This is a genomic window from Chitinophaga niabensis, from assembly GCF_900129465.1.
Taxonomy (GTDB): Bacteria; Bacteroidota; Bacteroidia; order Chitinophagales; family Chitinophagaceae; genus Chitinophaga; species Chitinophaga niabensis.
This window is the reverse complement of the sequence record NZ_FSRA01000001.1, coordinates 2944528-2961803: the sequence shown is the minus strand read 5'-3', so window position 1 is coordinate 2961803 and position 17276 is coordinate 2944528. Positions and strand designations below refer to the sequence as shown.

The 17276-nt window shown below is 45.9% G+C and carries 10 protein-coding genes; 8 read left to right on the top strand and 2 right to left on the bottom strand.

What is annotated here, in order from left to right:
• Positions 1–143 precede the first annotated feature (143 nt).
• The gene (locus BUR42_RS11510; protein WP_074239357.1) at positions 144–1787 is read left to right on the top strand and encodes a T9SS type A sorting domain-containing protein; all 1644 of its coding nucleotides are present in this window, start codon (positions 144–146) and stop codon (positions 1785–1787) included.
• A 40-nt stretch (positions 1788–1827) separates the two neighbouring features.
• On the opposite strand, the gene BUR42_RS11505 is transcribed toward BUR42_RS11510, so the two are convergent.
• Both BUR42_RS11505 and BUR42_RS11500 read right to left on the bottom strand, forming a co-directional pair.
• Positions 1828–2316: an SRPBCC domain-containing protein gene (locus BUR42_RS11505; RefSeq protein WP_074239356.1), complete on the bottom strand. Its 489-nt coding sequence runs from the start codon at positions 2314–2316 to the stop codon at positions 1828–1830.
• The gene (locus BUR42_RS11500; RefSeq protein ID WP_074239355.1) at positions 2300–2635 is read right to left on the bottom strand and encodes an ArsR/SmtB family transcription factor; all 336 of its coding nucleotides are present in this window, start codon (positions 2633–2635) and stop codon (positions 2300–2302) included. Before BUR42_RS11500 ends, BUR42_RS11505 begins: the two co-directional genes overlap by 17 nt.
• Positions 2636–2764: 129 nt before the next feature.
• Between BUR42_RS11500 and BUR42_RS11495 the strand changes: the two genes are divergently transcribed.
• The 7 genes from BUR42_RS11495 to BUR42_RS11465 all read left to right on the top strand — a co-directional run bounded on the left by BUR42_RS11495 (position 2765) and on the right by BUR42_RS11465 (position 17276).
• Positions 2765–3145 carry a response regulator gene (locus BUR42_RS11495; RefSeq protein WP_074240556.1) on the top strand — a complete coding sequence of 127 codons (381 nt, stop codon included), beginning with the start codon at positions 2765–2767 and terminating at the stop codon, positions 3143–3145.
• 78 nt (positions 3146–3223) lie between these two features.
• Positions 3224–4270: a helix-turn-helix domain-containing protein gene (locus BUR42_RS11490; RefSeq protein ID WP_074239354.1), complete on the top strand. Its 1047-nt coding sequence runs from the start codon at positions 3224–3226 to the stop codon at positions 4268–4270.
• Positions 4271–4384: 114 nt separating this feature from the next.
• Positions 4385–6730, top strand: coding sequence for a TonB-dependent receptor (locus BUR42_RS11485; RefSeq protein ID WP_159442253.1), 2346 nt, complete (start codon positions 4385–4387; stop codon positions 6728–6730).
• 48 nt (positions 6731–6778) lie between these two features.
• Positions 6779–10837, top strand: a complete 4059-nt coding sequence (locus tag BUR42_RS11480; protein WP_234979659.1) for a hybrid sensor histidine kinase/response regulator transcription factor — start codon at positions 6779–6781, stop codon at positions 10835–10837.
• Positions 10838–11012: 175 nt separating this feature from the next.
• The gene (locus BUR42_RS11475) at positions 11013–14120 is read left to right on the top strand and encodes a SusC/RagA family TonB-linked outer membrane protein (protein ID WP_074239352.1); all 3108 of its coding nucleotides are present in this window, start codon (positions 11013–11015) and stop codon (positions 14118–14120) included.
• A 17-nt stretch (positions 14121–14137) separates the two neighbouring features.
• Entirely contained in the window at positions 14138–15802 is a 1665-nt protein-coding gene (locus tag BUR42_RS11470; protein WP_074239351.1) for a RagB/SusD family nutrient uptake outer membrane protein, read from the top strand.
• Positions 15789–17276, top strand: coding sequence for a glycoside hydrolase (locus BUR42_RS11465; RefSeq protein ID WP_074239350.1), 1488 nt, complete (start codon positions 15789–15791; stop codon positions 17274–17276). Before BUR42_RS11470 ends, BUR42_RS11465 begins: the two co-directional genes overlap by 14 nt.

The following is a 17276-nucleotide window of genomic DNA, read 5'->3' as shown; positions in this document are numbered from 1 at the left end:
TATGGTTGCTGGTGATAAAGCTATTTAGCCGTTCCCGGAAATGGGTGAGCCGGTGGCGAAAAATGGTATTGTAACTACTTATTCAAGTATCTTTTTTTTGGGGAATTGAAAGTAATTTTAATAAAACCCTCAACCCCTTCTTTATGAAAAAACTCTACCTCTTCTTTAGCTTACTGTTGTTAACTGAACTGAGCGCACATGCGCAATTGCAATTTTATTATGATATTCCCGGCGGCCCGGCAGAAGTGCTGGACTTTAAAGGTAACCGCCTGCTTTTCTGGCGGGACGGTGCTTATCATATTCATCAGCTTAACACACCTGATATCATTGATATCCCACTGAACAGTCCACCAGCATTTGCGGAAAAACAGATCAAACGCGGATGGTTAACAGATAGTGGTGCATTTATCACCACAGCTTCTACTATTGCAGGTATGGTAGCATTGTATGAATGGCGGGGCAATGCACTTACAGAGATAGAGAAGCAGGCTACCAGTGTGGAAGTAGGAGGCAACTACGCCTTGTTTACCAGCTGGGGTTATTTCTATCATAAACGGCCGGGGGAAGAAGTAGTAAGAGTGTCTACAAATCCCGGGACCTTTGCTGTGTCTCCGGAAGGCTGGTACCTGTATAGTATCAATGACACATTGTATAAATATCAGAACGGAAGTACTACAGCTTTTGCAACAGGGGAAACAACCGCAGAACGGTTCCTGTATGTGGAAATTGATCAGCAGCAGGTATTGTATATGATGGAGAAAGCGCAGCAGTCACCTACGCTTTATCTGTATAATGGTATTACAACGGATACGGTAGCCATACTGCGTGGTGTACATCAGCAGGTGTTTCCTAAAAGGCAATACCATCTTAATAACGGGCATGTTGCTTTTGTGTCGGTAGACAGGCAGGGTATATGGCCTTATTCTGTGGCGGAAACGAATGTATATGTAAGAGGAGCTGATGGGGGAAGGAGATTAGGCTTTCAGCAGATAGGAGCGAGGAATGTAGCCTATGTATATCCTGAGATCTGGGGTGTGAATGATGCCGGCGGGCTGTTGGTGAGGAAGAACGATTATATGTGGCAGAATGGTTTTCATTACACGGCGTTGGACAGTGCATCCAGGCATCTTATTCCTATTGTATGGAATGGAGGATTGATACCCGGTATTTTTTATAATCATGCCAACTGGTTCGCTTCTTATGCGGATTCTCTTTACAGGCTATTTCCCGCTTCGCTGAAGCCGGTAGTTACGATATCGGCTAACAGGAATATCATCAATAATAATAACGATACCGTTATTATCTCTGCACATGCAAATGCTCCGGGGCTTTTTACTTTTGCAAGGGATGCTGCATTTACAGACCTGTTCAGGCCGGAGAGTGCCGACTCTGTATTAAAACTTCATCCCGCTGCATTGGGCAAAAGAGAGAATGATATTTATGTAAAGCTGCGCATTGGGGATAGTACAGCAACAGATAACATCCGTATACTCAAAACATCCTTATCCGGCATTCCGGGCAAGGACTTCGAAAATAAAAGTGCGATCATTGTTTATCCGAATCCCTTCACCACACAATTTGTCGTAGAAGGGCTGGAGGCAGCTAAAAGATATAAACTCACATTGCATGCACTCAATGGAACAGTGCTGTATACCACGTTTGCGAATGGTTTGCACCGGTTTACGGTAGTGCCGGATGTTACTTTGAGAAAGGGTATTTATTTCCTGGAAGTGTTTGATCTCAGCACGCAAAAGATTTCCGGTGGCTCCATACTGTTAAAGATGTAGAAAGGAATGGCGCAGCTGTTTAGTTGCGCCTTCCCTTTTACTATGAATCCTTACGGATTTCATATTGTCTTTCAACGTATTCTCCCATTCTGTCCAGCGTTTGTTTGCCACCTTCTATGGCATTTACCTGTTTGTTGAGTACGGCGATCACTTCTTCTGACTCGAATACGGAACGCATGGTAAGCAGCGTTTTACCATCTGCCTCTTCAAACGTAACAGATACCGTAAAGCTCAGTCCGCCTCCGCCATCTCCGTGGCGGTACCGCAGGAGGGAGGGCTTTACTACTTCCAGGTATTCGATCTTGTTATCCCAATCCCTACCCATGCCATGCATGATAAAATCCCATGCCTTGCCTTCTTTTACTTCCATATTGCGGTGGGTTAAGGTAAACCCGTTGGGCCCCCACCATTCTTTGATGTGTTCCGGTTCCGTCCATACTTCCCATACCAGCTCACGGGGAGCATTCAGCAGTCTTGTGTGGATCAGTGCATTGCCTTCCTGGCGGAATGACTTATTTTTTTCTGCCATGTTTTTTATCTTTTTGAAGTTTGTCTAAATATCTTTCCAGTGAATCCAGTTTCACTTCCCAATACCTGTTGTATTGTTCCAGCCAGGAAGCTATTTCTTTCAATCTGTCCAGCCTGGCTTCGCAGTACCGCTCCCTGCCTTGTTGTTTGATCACAATGAGGCCGCATTCCGTGAGGATCTTAATATGTTTTGAAATGGCCTGCCGGCTCACATCAAAACTGTCTGCCACGGCAGTATGCGTCATGGCCTGGTTGGCGATTAAGCCAATGATCTCCCGCCTGGTAGGATCGGCTATTGCTTGGAATACATCTCTTCTCATGATAGTTCATTAATTGGTTAGGCAACCATTAGGTTGCAAATATAGGCAACGATTTGGTTGCACAAAATTTTTCTTTTAATTGTTGGTATGGTTTTTAAGTTATTAACCAGAACCTTTAAAACCAGCTTTATGACAAATGCCGCTACAGAGACTATTGGCAAACAGAAAATACTGATCGTGGACGACGAAGGAGAGATGTGTTTACTGATCAATTTATTGCTTGATGGGGAAGGAATGGAGATAGAACATGTGCAATCAATTTCCGATGCTGTGGAATATTTTCAACAGGAAGTACCCTCTGTTGTATTACTGGATAACAGGTTGCCGGATGGGTATGGTATTGATCTGATCGAATTCATCAGGTCGGAGTATCCGGCTACCAGGATCATTATGATCTCGGGCGTGGATATTGCCGCTAAAGACATTGCACTGGAAAACGGAGCCGATCTTTTCCTGGAAAAACCGTTTAACAAAAAAACGCTTATTCAATCCATACAAGGATTGGTATAATAGAGGGATACATTTATATTTGAACCGGGCTTTCCGCATAGGCGGGAGGCCCGGTTTTCTGTTTAACCCATTTATACTATGGACCTTGATCGGCAATTATTATTCCTTGTCAGTGCTTTAGGAGCATTTAACGGCATTATCCTGAGCGTTTACCTTTTCTTAAGTAAGAAGAGAAGGTCCGTAGCTTCCTTTTTCCTGGGTTTACTGCTGCTGGCATTCAGTATCAGGGTGGCAAAATCAGTATTCCTGTATTTCAATCCCGGCCTTCCTAAAATATGCCTGCAGATAGGATTGTCTGCCTGTTTCCTTATCGGGCCTTCTTTATATTATTTTTTCAAAGCTGTATTGCTGAAAAGTACCGGTATTCCCAATTCATGGAAATGGAGCTGGGGTATTCAGCTGGGCGCTTTGGTGCTGGTGGGGATGCTGTTCCCTTATCAAACCCGTCCTGATGTATGGAATAATATCATTGTGTATGTTATTTACCTGCAATGGCCCTGTTACCTGGTAGCTACGGGATTTTTACTGAAACCGGTGCTGAAGACCTTATTTGTGAACCCTTCAGTACTTAGTGATACGGAGAAATTCTGGCTGATATTATTCCTGGGCAACTGCCTTATTTTCCTGGCCTACCTGCTGGCATTCTTCAGGGTAGTGCATGGTATTTACATCAGTGGTGGTATCTGCTTCACTTTTATGTTGTTCCTGACCGTTTTCTTTAGTTTATCAGGGGCGGGGTTTGAAAACAATGGCAAACCGGAAAGAAAGAAGATTGCAGAAACGGATGCCAGTATATGGCTCGATAAGTTGGAAAAAGTGATCCGCGATAAGGCGCTTTATAAAGACCCCAACCTGAAACTGAACGACCTGGCGCAGCATATTAATATTTCCATGCACCAGTTGTCCCAGTTGCTAAATGATAATCTCGGGAAAAGCTTTTCTACCTATATCAATGAATACAGGATCGCGGAAGCCTGTAAGCTGATCACCACCAATGAGCGGCTTACTTTTGAAGCGATCGGGTATGAAGTGGGGTATAATTCTAAATCTACTTTCTATGCTGCGTTCCGGAAGATCAAGGATATGACGCCGGCATTGTATAAAGAAAGTATCGGTGCCGCATAAAAGGCATTGAAAACCAGCTGCAATGAGTACGGTTTTATAAATCCGTACGCCTGATTCAGGGAACCTGCACCCCGGCTATCCATTCCATTTTTAGGTTTGCGGAAAACAAAGATGATGGTACGGGTATCCCTGTTCTTTAGCCTGCTGATCTTAAACATTCCTGCTTTTTCGCAAACTGTTCTCCGGGGTAAAGCGGTGGACGACAAAAACCATTCGGGCATAGGCTTCGTTACCGTAAGCCTGCTATCTCTAAAAGACACTGCACTGATCCAGGGGCAGGTATCTGATTCCGCCGGGTTTTTTCAATTCTCCGGGATGCCGGCGGGTACTTACCTCTTGCGTTTATCCACCCTGGGGTATAAGCATACATGGAAACTGGCGGAAACAGGAGACGCAGGAGAGATCCCCATGGCCGCCGATGCCAGTTTGCTGGAAGAAGTGGTGGTTGCCGGAGAGAGGCCAGCCTTTCAGCGGTCAGGAGATAAATTGGTCTTAAATATTTCCGGGAACAAACTTTTTGCTGCCTCGGCCAATACATTCGATATACTTAAAAAAGTACCTGGCCTGGAAGTAAATGGAGATGGTACGATCACCATGTCCGGCAGGATCACACCGGGTGTTTTTATTGATGGAAAACCTGTGCTGATGAATGCGGAAGAATTACAGCAATACCTGGCCAGCCTTACCCCCGAAATGATCGCCTCCATTGAAGTGATCTCCAATCCCTCTTCCCGGTATGATGGTGAATATAAAGGGATCATTGACATTAAACTGAAACGTGATCAGACCTTAGGCTGGAAAGGCAACGCGCTTCTCAGTCTTCAGCGGAACAATTATACCTTATCGGACAATACGCTTCAGCTCAGCTACAAAACAGGAAAGGTAGCCTATACAGCCCGCCTCGGCTATAGAGCCGGTACCACGGTACATCGTTATGCCGCTTTACAACACCAGGCGAATACAAACATCATGGCCACTAATACGCAAACACTTAGCGGCAACAATAATTTCAGTTACCAGTTAGGAGCGGAATACAGCTTCAGGAAGGGGCAACGGATAGATGTGGGGCTGAGGGTTTTCAATCTGAACCGGGATGTTGATGCCTTCAATACACTCTTTACTACGGATTCCTCTGCTAAAAGGACCATCTTCCATACCTACAGTATCAATACTTCCGCTCCCAAACAACGGAACTATGCCGCTAACCTTAATTATACCGCTCAGTTCGGGGAACATCAGCTGGACCTGCTAGGCTCCGTTGCTAAAGTCAGCAACCGGCAGTATGAGGATATTCAGAACAGGGAAGCAGAAACGTTATTGGACTACTGGAAAACTGCTTTGAAAAATGAGATCCTGATCCGCATGGCACAGGCTGATCTTTCTTTGAAGGTATGGAAAGGGAAAGTGGGGGCAGGCGCCAAATTCGCCTATACCACTACTAAGAATGATCTGCGTTATGATACGCTGCTCGCTAATAATGATTTCGGGTTGGACAGCAGCCGCACTAATAATTTTCAATATGATGAATATATTTCTGCGGCCTATGTTTCTTATGAAAGGAGCTGGCGTAAATGGAACTATACCCTCAGCGTACGTGCGGAACATACACACAGCGTGGCAGGTATCATTACAAGGGATTACCTGAACTGGCTACCCGGTTTCCTCTTTACTTATACTATTGATCCAACTCAACAACTGCATCTTTCTTACAGCCGCCGGATGACGAGACCTAATTTCGTCCAATTGAATCCTTTCCGTTTTTATCTCAGCCCGCTTAATTACGTGGTGGGTAATCCGCAGCTACAGCCTTCCCAGACCAATATGCTGAGCCTCACATATTCGCATAAAAGTTTTAACGCGGCTATACAAATAGGCCGTGAACTGAGTCCTATGGCCCGGTATCCGGAATATGACAGTGCCACCAATGAACTGGAATACCTGGGCCGCAACCTGCCTTATGGCGACTTTGCCGGTATAGAGCTTAGTTTTCCGCTTTCCCTTAAAACCTGGTGGAAGATGCAGCATAGTATCAGGGGTGCTTACAGGAAAGAACAAACACCTTATCACGAGATCATTTATACCATCCCTATCACTGATTATACCCTTTCAGGAAGCCAGGTGTTCACACTGCCGCATGCCATCACTTTCGACCTGACCTATTATTACAAATCCCGCAGCGGTAATGGTATCTACCGGATAAAACCCCTGAGCAGTATTGATCTGAGCCTGCAGAAAAGCTGGCTGAAAGGAAAACTGAATGCAAAGATCAGTTATTACGATATCCTGGATACTTACCGGGTATACTATATCTTCCGGGAGAAACAGATCCTGAATAATGAACTTTCCCATTGGTTTGGTAACAGGAGAGTAGTGGCTACTTTGAATTACAGCTTCGGAAGGTCTACACACAAAGGAAAGCAGAACAGTAAAAACGAAGAGGAAAACAGGGCTGGAATGTAAATTACGTTATCTTAGTAGTAAGGCCATTTCAGATCTAAATCGCACGTTATGTTGTTCTGCATCAGAAAAGCAGGGATAATACTGCTTATGCTCTTTTGCTTTACTCCTGCATTGTTTGCAGCAGATCCTCCTGTAAAATATATAGGGATAGAGCATGGCTTGTCCAATAACGTGGTAACCTGTCTTTTTCAGGATCATAAAGGTTTCATGTGGTTCGGCACTTACGATGGGCTGAATAAGTATGACGGCAGTACCTTCACCGTTTTCAGGAACAGGATCAATGATGCTACTTCGTTGAACGGAAATGAGATCTATTCTCTCACGGAGGATGCCGCACATAATATATGGATCGTGAACAGGAGCGGAATCAGTATATATGATCCGGGCAGCCGTTTATTTGCTCCGGCATATTATACGCAAAGCGGCAGTACTGTTAAGAAGAACATTTCCTTTTCTGTTACAACGATCCTTACTACTAAAAAAGGAGCCATTTTTGCGGGAACAGAAATGGCAGGACTGTTGCTTTTTAGATCAGGCAATCCTGTAGGCCGTCAGATCCCTTTAGTAGATGCGCGTTATAAATTGAACAGCTACCAGGTAACAGCGCTGGAAGAAGATCCGAAAGATGGAAGCCTGTGGTTATTTGTACAGAACATAGGACTATGCCGTTATGCGCTTACAGATACGGTTGTTACTATCGTGAACCAGTCTATGCGGCAGGGAAGCTGCATCAAAACAGATGTTAGCGGTGATCTCTGGATAGGAACGGAGAGCGGTTTATTCCGGTATAACAGGAAGATGGATACTTTATCCGCCAACTATATAGATGTGACCTGTAAGATCACTTCTCTCTGTATTGACAGAAAAGGAATATTGTGGATCGCTTCTGATGGAAAAGGTGTGTTGTTCTATGACGGTACTACAACCAAAGCAAAACCTTTCATCTCCCAGGATGGTAAATCCCTGATCAATAGTGCAGCCGTGTATTCCATTTATGAGGATAAAGAGGGGCGGAAATGGATCGGCACGCTCAGAGGAGGGATCAATGTAGTGGAGCCACGCCCGGATCCTTTCAAAACAATTGTTTATAAAGATGAGAAGAATAACAACCCCAACAATAATTTCATCCTTTCTTTCTGCGAGGACGCCGACAGGAATATATGGATAGGAACAGATGGGGGAGGATTGCGTTACTGGGACCGAAAACGAAATACCCATACCGTATATACACATGATCCTGCCAATAAGAACACGATAGGCAGTAATTTCATCACCAGTATTATCAACGATGCGGAGAACAACATCTGGGTCTCTACCTGGCTGGGCGGGATCTCCCGGTTTAATAAAAGAACGGGATCATTTGAGCATTACACCTGTCAGGAGAAAAGGGTTTGGCTCCTGTACGAAGATAAACAAAAGACCCTCTGGGCAAGCACTACAAACGACGGCACTTTATACCGCTTTTCCAAAACCACCAATACATTTGAAGTTTTCGACCGGAATATTGTGAATATACAATGCCTGGGAGAAGACAGCGCCGGCAATCTATGGGGTGGAAACTACACCACATTGATAAAGATAGACCGTGTTTCGAAACAGCATAAGGTATATGAACTGGGGCATACTGCCCGTTGTATCCATGAAGATAAAAAGGGAAATTTCTGGATCGGTACGCAGGGAGGAGGATTGCTTTTATTTAACCGGGAAACAGGCACGTTCAAACGGTTCGATGAGAGCAATGGCATGCAGAGCAATATTGTGTTGCGGATCTTAGAAGACGGACAAGGGTATTTATGGCTTAGCTCTTTTACAGGTCTTGTGCGGATGGATACAAAAGAGTTTAAGTTCAGACCCTTTTCTACACAGGATGGATTGCAAAGTAACCAGTTCAGTTTTCATGCTGCCGCCGCCCTGCGTTCGGGAGAATTCCTTTTTGGCGGCATAAGAGGGTTCAATATCTTTTACCCGGATAGTGTAACGGGGCAGGCCTCTCCGCCAGAGGTGCTTTTAACGGACATCCGGATAGATGGAAAGCCCCTTACATCCGGCAGTTCTTTTATTACGGAAAAGGTCCTGGAAAATGTACAGGGCATCCGTATTCCTTATAACCGGTCTTCTCTTTCTTTCAACTTTGTAGCGCTGGAGTATGATGCCTCCGATAAGATAAAGTATGCCTATTTCCTGGAAGGCTGGGATAAACAATGGAATTACAGTAATAGTGTGCATACCGCCAACTATTCCTGGCTGGAAGAAGGTACTTATTACTTCCGGATCAAGGCTACCGATGCACAGGGCAGGTGGGGAAAGGAAGTAACTGCCCTGAAGATTGTTGTACTGCCACCATGGTATCGTACCTGGTGGGCCTATCTCTTATATTTCAGTTTCACGGCAGGCTGCATCTGGCTGTATATCCGTTATACGGCTGCAAAACAGCGCTTGCAGTATGAAGTGAAACTGGCGCACCTGGAAAAGGAAAAGGAAAAAGAACTGAATGAAAGGAAGCTGTCTTTCTTCACCAACGTTTCACATGAATTCAGAACTCCCCTTACCCTGATCATTAACCCGGTGAAAGAAATGGTACAACACAGCAATGGAAAAGATCCGGAGCTGGATGTAGTTTACCGGAATGCCCGCCGCCTGTTGAACCTGGTAGATCAGTTGATGCTTTTCAGAAAAGCAGACAGCGGAGCGGACCTCCTGAAGGTCTCCAGGCTGGATGTAATTGAACTTTGCAATGAAGTGTTCCGCTGCTTTGCACAGCAGGCAAAGGTAAAAGGGATCAATTACCAGTTCATTGCCCCGGAAAGCCCCCTGGAATTATCCCTGGACCAGGAGAAAACAGAGATCGCTGTTTTCAATCTTCTTTCCAATGCATTTAAGTTCACGCCACAGGGAGGCAGCATTTCCCTGGAAGTAACAGCGTTGTCCAACGAGGTAATGATCAAAGTGCGGGATAATGGTTGCGGGATCGAGTCGGCTGACCTTACCCGGGTGTTTGAGAAGTTCCGGCAGGCGGACTCCCGTAAGATATCCCACAAAATGGGCTTCGGTATTGGATTATACCTGGTAAAACATTTTGTGGAAAGCCATAAGGGTACCGTGGTCTGCGAAAGCATTCCGGACGAAGGAAGCGTATTCACCATTACCCTGTTGAAAGGTTCTTCTCATTTACCTGCCGGTCACCTGTTGCAGGAACAGGTAAAGGAGCATGAACTGCTGGAGGAACTGACGGAAGATGTAGAACCGCTGAAAACAAATAAAGTGAATGAGCAGAAAGGCATGACGGCGGAAGAGACCATCACCGGCAAAAAGGCCATTCTGCTGATAGATGATAACCCCCTGATCAAAGACTACCTTCAACAGGTATTTGCAGAACGTTACCTGCTTTATACAGCTACGGACAGTGAGGACGGTTTCCGTATTGCACAACAACTCATTCCGGACCTTATTATCAGTGATATCAATATGCCGGGAATGGACGGGGTGGAATTGTGCCGTAAAATAAAAGAAACGGAAAGTACGGGCCATATTCCCGTGATCCTGCTCACAGGTATGACGGAAACGCATATCAAACTAAGAGGGATTGAAAGCGGGGCAGACGATTATATTACCAAACCCTTTGACACAGAATTGCTGCTGGCCAGGCTGGATACCCTCCTGAAAAACCGGGGTCTCCTCCAACGTTACTTCCTGGATAATATCACGCTGAAGAAAACCAGTGTAAAAGTTCCTGCGGAATACCAGGACTTCCTCCAGGAATGCATCACAGTAATAGAAGCTAACCTGGAAGCAGAGGATTTTACCATCAAACAATTCTCCAAACTGATGGGCATGAGCCATTCCGGCTTGTACCAGAAAGTAAAATCCATCTCCGGCCAGTCGCTGAATGCTTTTATCCGCTCCATCCGGTTAAGGAGGGCAGCGGTGCTGATGCTCACCGAAAACATGAATGTCAGCCAGGCTGCCTATCATGTAGGCATCGGAGATATCAAGTATTTCAGAGAGCAGTTTGTGAAGCTCTTCGGGATGCCTCCATCAGAATACATTAAAAAATACCGCCATTCTTTTAACCGGGATTTTAACGTGATCCGCACGGAAGAAAAATAGGGGGTAAAATCCCCCGGACTGTTAGTTTACCCCCTCTTTTAAGTGATTTACCCCCCATAGCATCCCCGCTGTTAAGGCTACTTTGTGTAGCATAATTCCATGAAAGGGGGAAGTGAACAATACCCGCTCATATCAACCAATGACATTTAACCACATTAAACCACGTATGTCTGTTATGAAAAAGTCACGACTATTGCACAATGATGCGGAGGCATCTCCGTGCCGCAAAACTATCCTCAGGTTACTCCTCCTGGGATGTTTCCAGCTTTTTAGCCTGCTGGGGTTTGCGCAGCAGCAGATCTCCGGTACAGTCAGGTCCATTGACGGGCCAGTACCAGGCGCTACCATTTTAGTAAAAGGAACCAGGGTGGCTGCTGTTTCAGATGGGGAAGGAAAGTTTTCCCTTAACGCAACCGGCCAGGTCACCCTTGTTTGTACTCATATGAGCTATGCTACCAAAGAGATTGTACTTGGCCCTGAAGAACGCAGCGGCATCTTAATACAGTTGGAATCGAAGAATGCAGACCTGGGAGAAATAGTGGTGGTAGGTTATAATGCACAGAAAAAAGCCACGATCACAGGTTCCATCTCTGTATTAAAAGGAGCGGATATTGTTAAAAGTCCCCAGGCCAATGTATCCAATTCACTGGCGGGCCGTTTTTCCGGCATCGTGATCAATAACCGGAGCGGAGAGCCGGGTTATGATGGCTCTAATTTTACAATCCGCGGTTTGGCCACTACCGGCAATAACGATGTGCTTGTTGTGGTAGATGGGGTGCCTGGTCAGATCGGAGGATTGGAGAGACTGAATCCAAATGATATTGAGAGCATGTCTATATTAAAGGATGCTTCTGCGGCTATTTATGGAAGCCGTGCTGCTAATGGGGTAATATTGGTTACCACCAAACGGGGGAAATCAGGTAAACCTTCCATCTCCGCAAGTTTCAACCAGGGATTTTCTTCTCCCACACGCCTGCCTAAAATGGCAAACGCCGCTACTTATGCTGCTATAAATAATGAAATAGACTATTACAATAACCCGGCCGGCGGCATGAACCAACATTATAGTGCAGACGAGATCCGGAAATTCGCGGATGGTTCAGACCCACTCAATTATCCCAATACAGATTGGGCGAAGGAAACACTAAAGAAAACCACTACACAGAACCAGGCTAATATTGCCGTTTCCGGAGGGTCTGAAAACATCCACTATTATATTTCAGCCGGCATGCTTTCGCAGGACGGGCTATACAAGAACGGCGCTACCAAATACACACAATACAGTTTCCGCTCTAATATCGATGCGGATATCACCAAAGACTTTAAAGTAGGATTGTATCTCTCAGGCCGGGAGGAAAACCGCAAGTTCCCCATGAGTGGCGCCGGAGATATTTTCCGCTCTATTTACAGGGCTTATTCCACTGTTCCTGCCCGGTATCCGAATGGTTTGCCATCAGAAGGTATTGAAGGGAATAATCCCGTGATGATGGCTACAGATGCAGGCGGACTGAACAGGAACCCCACGCAGGTATTTAATGGTATCCTGAAAGGCAGTTACCAGCTCCCCTGGGTGAAAGGGCTTTCCGTGGATGGGTTCCTTGCCGTGGATAAATCATGGAACTTCAGCAAGGCATTTGGTACCCCTTATGTATTGTATAGTTATGATAAAACGGCTAACACTTACAACAGGAGGGTTGTGGGCGGTTCCTCAGGAGCCGGTATACTGAATGAGAGCCAGCAGAACCAGGCACAGGTAACCACCAATATTAAACTGAACTATCAGCAAAAATTCGGAGATCATAATATTAGTGCATTTGCAGGTTATGAACAAAGCAGTTTCAAACGGGATACATTCGGTGCTTCCCGTCAAAACTTCCCTACAGTGCTTACGCCTGAACTATCCCAGGGAGGTACTGCGGCAACAGACAGAAATAACGGTGGTAAGAGTTACAATTTCACCCGCAGGAGCTTTATTGGTAAAGTAGGCTATGATTACCATGAAAAGTACCTGGCAGAAGTACAGGTGCGTATTGATGGTTCTTCTACTTTCCCTGAAGGGAACAGGTACGGAACATTCCCGGCAGCATCAGTTGGCTGGCGGATCTCCAAAGAACCCTGGTTCAGCAACGTTACTTTCGTGAATAACTTAAAGCTCCGTGCTTCCTATGGCGTGCTCGGAAATGATAATGTGGCCCAGTTCCAGTATTTCGATAACTATTCTTTCAATAACGTATTTGTATCAGGCTCTAATATCACGCCGGGCATTGATCTTACCAAACTGGCCAACCTGGCCATACATTGGGAAGAAGCAAAGAAAACAGACATCGGTATTGAAGGAACTTTGTTCAATAATTTCTCTTTTGAATTTATTTACTTCAGGCAGCAGCGTTCTAATATCCTGGCTGTAAGGAATGCTTCCATTCCATTTGTTTCGGGTATTGTTAATCCATTTGGTGCAGACCCGCTGGTGCCTTCAGAAAATATAGGAAAGATAGATAACAATGGTGTAGAGGCCACTATTGGTTACGATCGCCGGGAAGGACGCTTCCACTATGGAGTTTCGGGAAACATCACCTATGCAAAGAGCGATATCGTATTCATTGATGAGGCGCCTGGTGTACTGCCTTATCAGCGCCAAACAGGCCAACCATTGAATACTTACCTCCTGTATAACAACATCGGCATCTTCCGCACGCAGGCAGATCTGGATAAAAATCCACACCTGACCGGCGCACAATTGGGAGACCTGATCTATGAAGATTATAACAAAGACGGCAAGATCACAGCCGACGACCAGGTACGTTCCAGATACGGGAATATTCCTGAAATATCTTACGGCATCACGGCCTATGCAGACTACAAAAACTTTGATCTGTCTATGGTATGGGCTGGTCAGTCCAGGGTAAGCCAGTACGTGTTGCCGGAGTCAGGAACTGTAGGAAACTTTTACAGCAGCTGGGCTGATAACCGCTGGAGCCCTTCCAATATACAAGGCACTTATCCAAGAGTAGATACAAGAGCATCTTCTTCCGTGAACGGCGGATTGTATCCCAATACATTTTGGCTGAACGATGCCTCTTTCTTAAGGTTGAAGAATGTTGAACTGGGGTACAACTTCCCGGCAGGCATGTTAAAGATGCAATCACTCCGCTTATATGTGAATGCATTCAACCTGGTCACTTTCACCAAAGTGAAAGATTATGATCCGGAAGGGAACAGCAACAGCGGGCAGTTCTACCCGCAACAGCGTATTGTGAATATTGGTGTAAACGTGCGATTCTAATTTTAAAAATTCCAGCAATGAAAAACAACGTCATATATATACTCACCTTCTTTGCCACCTGGGCAATGGCAGCATCCTGCCAGAAAGATTTCCTGGAAGTAAAGCCAACAGATAAGGTTTCGCAGGAATTCCTGCTGGCGGACTCTACTTTGTTTGAAGCATTTGTTACCAATCGTTATCTCGGCGTAAGGTTGCAGGATAAAGAAGATATTCCCGGTTTTGGCAGAGGTTTCACCTGGGCCATGTGGAGTTCATTAAGTGATGAATGCATTTACAATAATGACGATAATACCTGGCTGATAGTGAGAGGGCAACTGGCACCGGAAAACCTCGGTATTGCAGGAACGGTTTGGGGAAGGAGTTATCGTAGTATCAGGGAATGTAACTATGCACTGGCGAATATCAGTAAGGTGCCGTTCTCTGAAGGGCATAGAAAAATGCTGGCCGCTGAATTACGTTTCATCAGGGCCTATCGTTATTTCGATCTGCTCACCAATTATGGTGGTGCGATACTGATGGGAGATAAGGTATACAATCTTGGAGATGACCTTTCTGACCCTGCACTCTTTGCACGTTCCACCATCAAACAAACAGTAGATTATATTCTGGCTGAACTGAGTGCTGCCGCACCAGACCTGCCTGCTGCCAACAGCGATAGCTGGAAACTGGGCAGAGCCACCAATGGTGCCGCGCTGGCTTTGAAAGCCAGGATGGCATTGTATGCAGCAAGCCCATTGTATAACGCAGGTACATGGGCAGCCGCTGCAGCTGCTGCCAAAGCAGTGATGGACTTAAACCGTTACAGTTTACATACCGGCGGTTATGCTAACCTGTTCCTCACACCGGAAAGTAATGAGATCATCTTTGAAAGACTTTATACAAAGAATGCTTCTCACTTCCCGCTTGAAATAGCATCCGCGCCAAACGGTTATGGCGCATGGGGTGGTAATACGCCGTTGCAGAACCTGGTGGATGATTATGAAACGACCTCGGGTAAAAGTATTACGGATCCCACATCCGGTTATAATCCGCAAGATCCTTATTCCAACAGGGACCCGCGCCTCGCGGCTTCCATCCTTTACAATACAGCTAATTACAGGGGCCGCGCCGTAGAAACTTTTACACCGGGCGGCAGGGATAGTAAAGATGGTAATGAGAACTGGAATACTTCTAAAACAGGATACTATACACGGAAATTCCAGAATGATGCTTACCCGATCAATAACCCATGGGATGTAGCGGGTTTCCAACCCTGGATCTACATGCGCTTTGCAGAAGTACTGCTCAACTATGCTGAAGCACAGAATGAAGCAGTTGGCCCCGATGCAACAGTGTACGACGCTGTGAACCGCATCAGGCAAAGACAGGGTGTGGGCATGCCTCCTTTGCCGGCAGGACTTTCACAGGCAGAGATGCGGGCACGCATTCGGAATGAAAGAAGGGTAGAGCTGGCTTTTGAAGAACACCGCTTTTATGATGTACGCCGCTGGAAGATTGCCGACGTAACAGAGAATGTACCTGCTTACGGTATAGATGTTGTTAAAAATGGTAATACCTTTACGTATACACGTAAAGTTGCATTGACAGGCAGGCTCTTTCAAACGAAGCATTACTGGCTTCCTATTCCAAGGGCAGAGATACAGGCTTCTAATAATAAGATAACCCAAAATGAAGGCTACTAAAAGTTTATTCCTGGCCGGTATGCTGTTGTGTAACAGCGTATCCGGCCAGTTCAAAGTGATCCTGGACCCGGCGAAAGAATACCAGGTGATAGAGAATTTCGCGGCTTCCGATGCATGGTCCGGCCAGTTTGTAGGAACCTGGCCTGCTGCTAAAAAGAATGCGATCGCAGACCTGTTGTTCAGCACAGGGAATTTCCCTGACGGCAGCCCCAAAGGCATTGGCCTTTCCATGTGGCGTTACAACATAGGTGCAGGCAGCAGGGAACAGGGACGGGAAAGCGGTATCAGGGATGAATGGCGGCGCGCAGGCAATCTGCTGAGTAAGGATGGTAAGTATAACTGGCAGGATGTAGCCGGCCAGGTATGGTTATTACAGGCTGCAAAAGAACGGGGCGTGAAACAGTTCCTGGGATTCCTGAACAGCCCGCCCGTACATCTTACCAACAATGGGAAAGCATTTGCTTCCCAGGGCCAATGTAATATTGACCAGGAAAAGTATGATGCACTGGGTGAATATGTTGCCGGTGTGGTGAAAGGAATAAGATCACGTACCGGCATTACGCTGGATTATGTGAGCCCTGTTAATGAACCGCAATGGGATTGGAGTGATGGCGGGCAGGAGGGAAACCCTTATAATAACGGACAGGTTGCCGGGGTGGTAAGGTCATTGAGCGCATCACTATTGGCTAACCGTTTATCCACCCGGATCCTGATCCCTGAAGCAGGGCATGTGAAATACCTGCTGGCGGACGAAGATAAACCGGGGAAAGGCAACCAGGTAAATGCATTCTTTAATCCTGCCTCTCCTTTTTATACGGGTAACTTATCCAACGTCAGCAAAACAGTTGCGGCACATAGTTACTTCTCTACTTCTCCCTTAGCATCCGGCATAGAAATAAGGCAGGCCATTGCACGCCGCATGGCAGAAATAAAAGGATTGAAATACTGGCAATCGGAATATTGTATCCTGGGAGATAATAATGGGGAAATAAACGGAGAGAAAAGAGATACAGGTATAAATGCCGCTTTGTATGTTGCCCGTACCATCCATACAGACCTGACCGTGGCTAATGCCGCAGCCTGGCAATGGTGGCTGGCCATTTCTCCTTACAATTATAAAGACGGACTCATTTATATCGACAAAGGAAAAGAAGACGGTAATTTTTACGACAGTAAAATGCTTTGGGCATTGGGGAATTACAGCCGGTTTGTAAGACCCGGTATGAAAAGGATAGAAGCGGGTTTTGATATGCCGGCGAACTGTATGGTTTCTGCATTTAAACAGGAAAAAGATAAACGGATCGTAGTAGTACTGATCAATGCAGAGCCTGTTGCGAAGAAAGCGATACTGCCTAAGCGGGTTTTGGAAATGTATGTAACCAGTTCAGCAAGTAAACTGCAGAAGCAAAAGGTAAGGGCCGGAGCGGTTGATATTGCGCCGGCGAGTGTTACAACGATCATTACAGGGTATTAG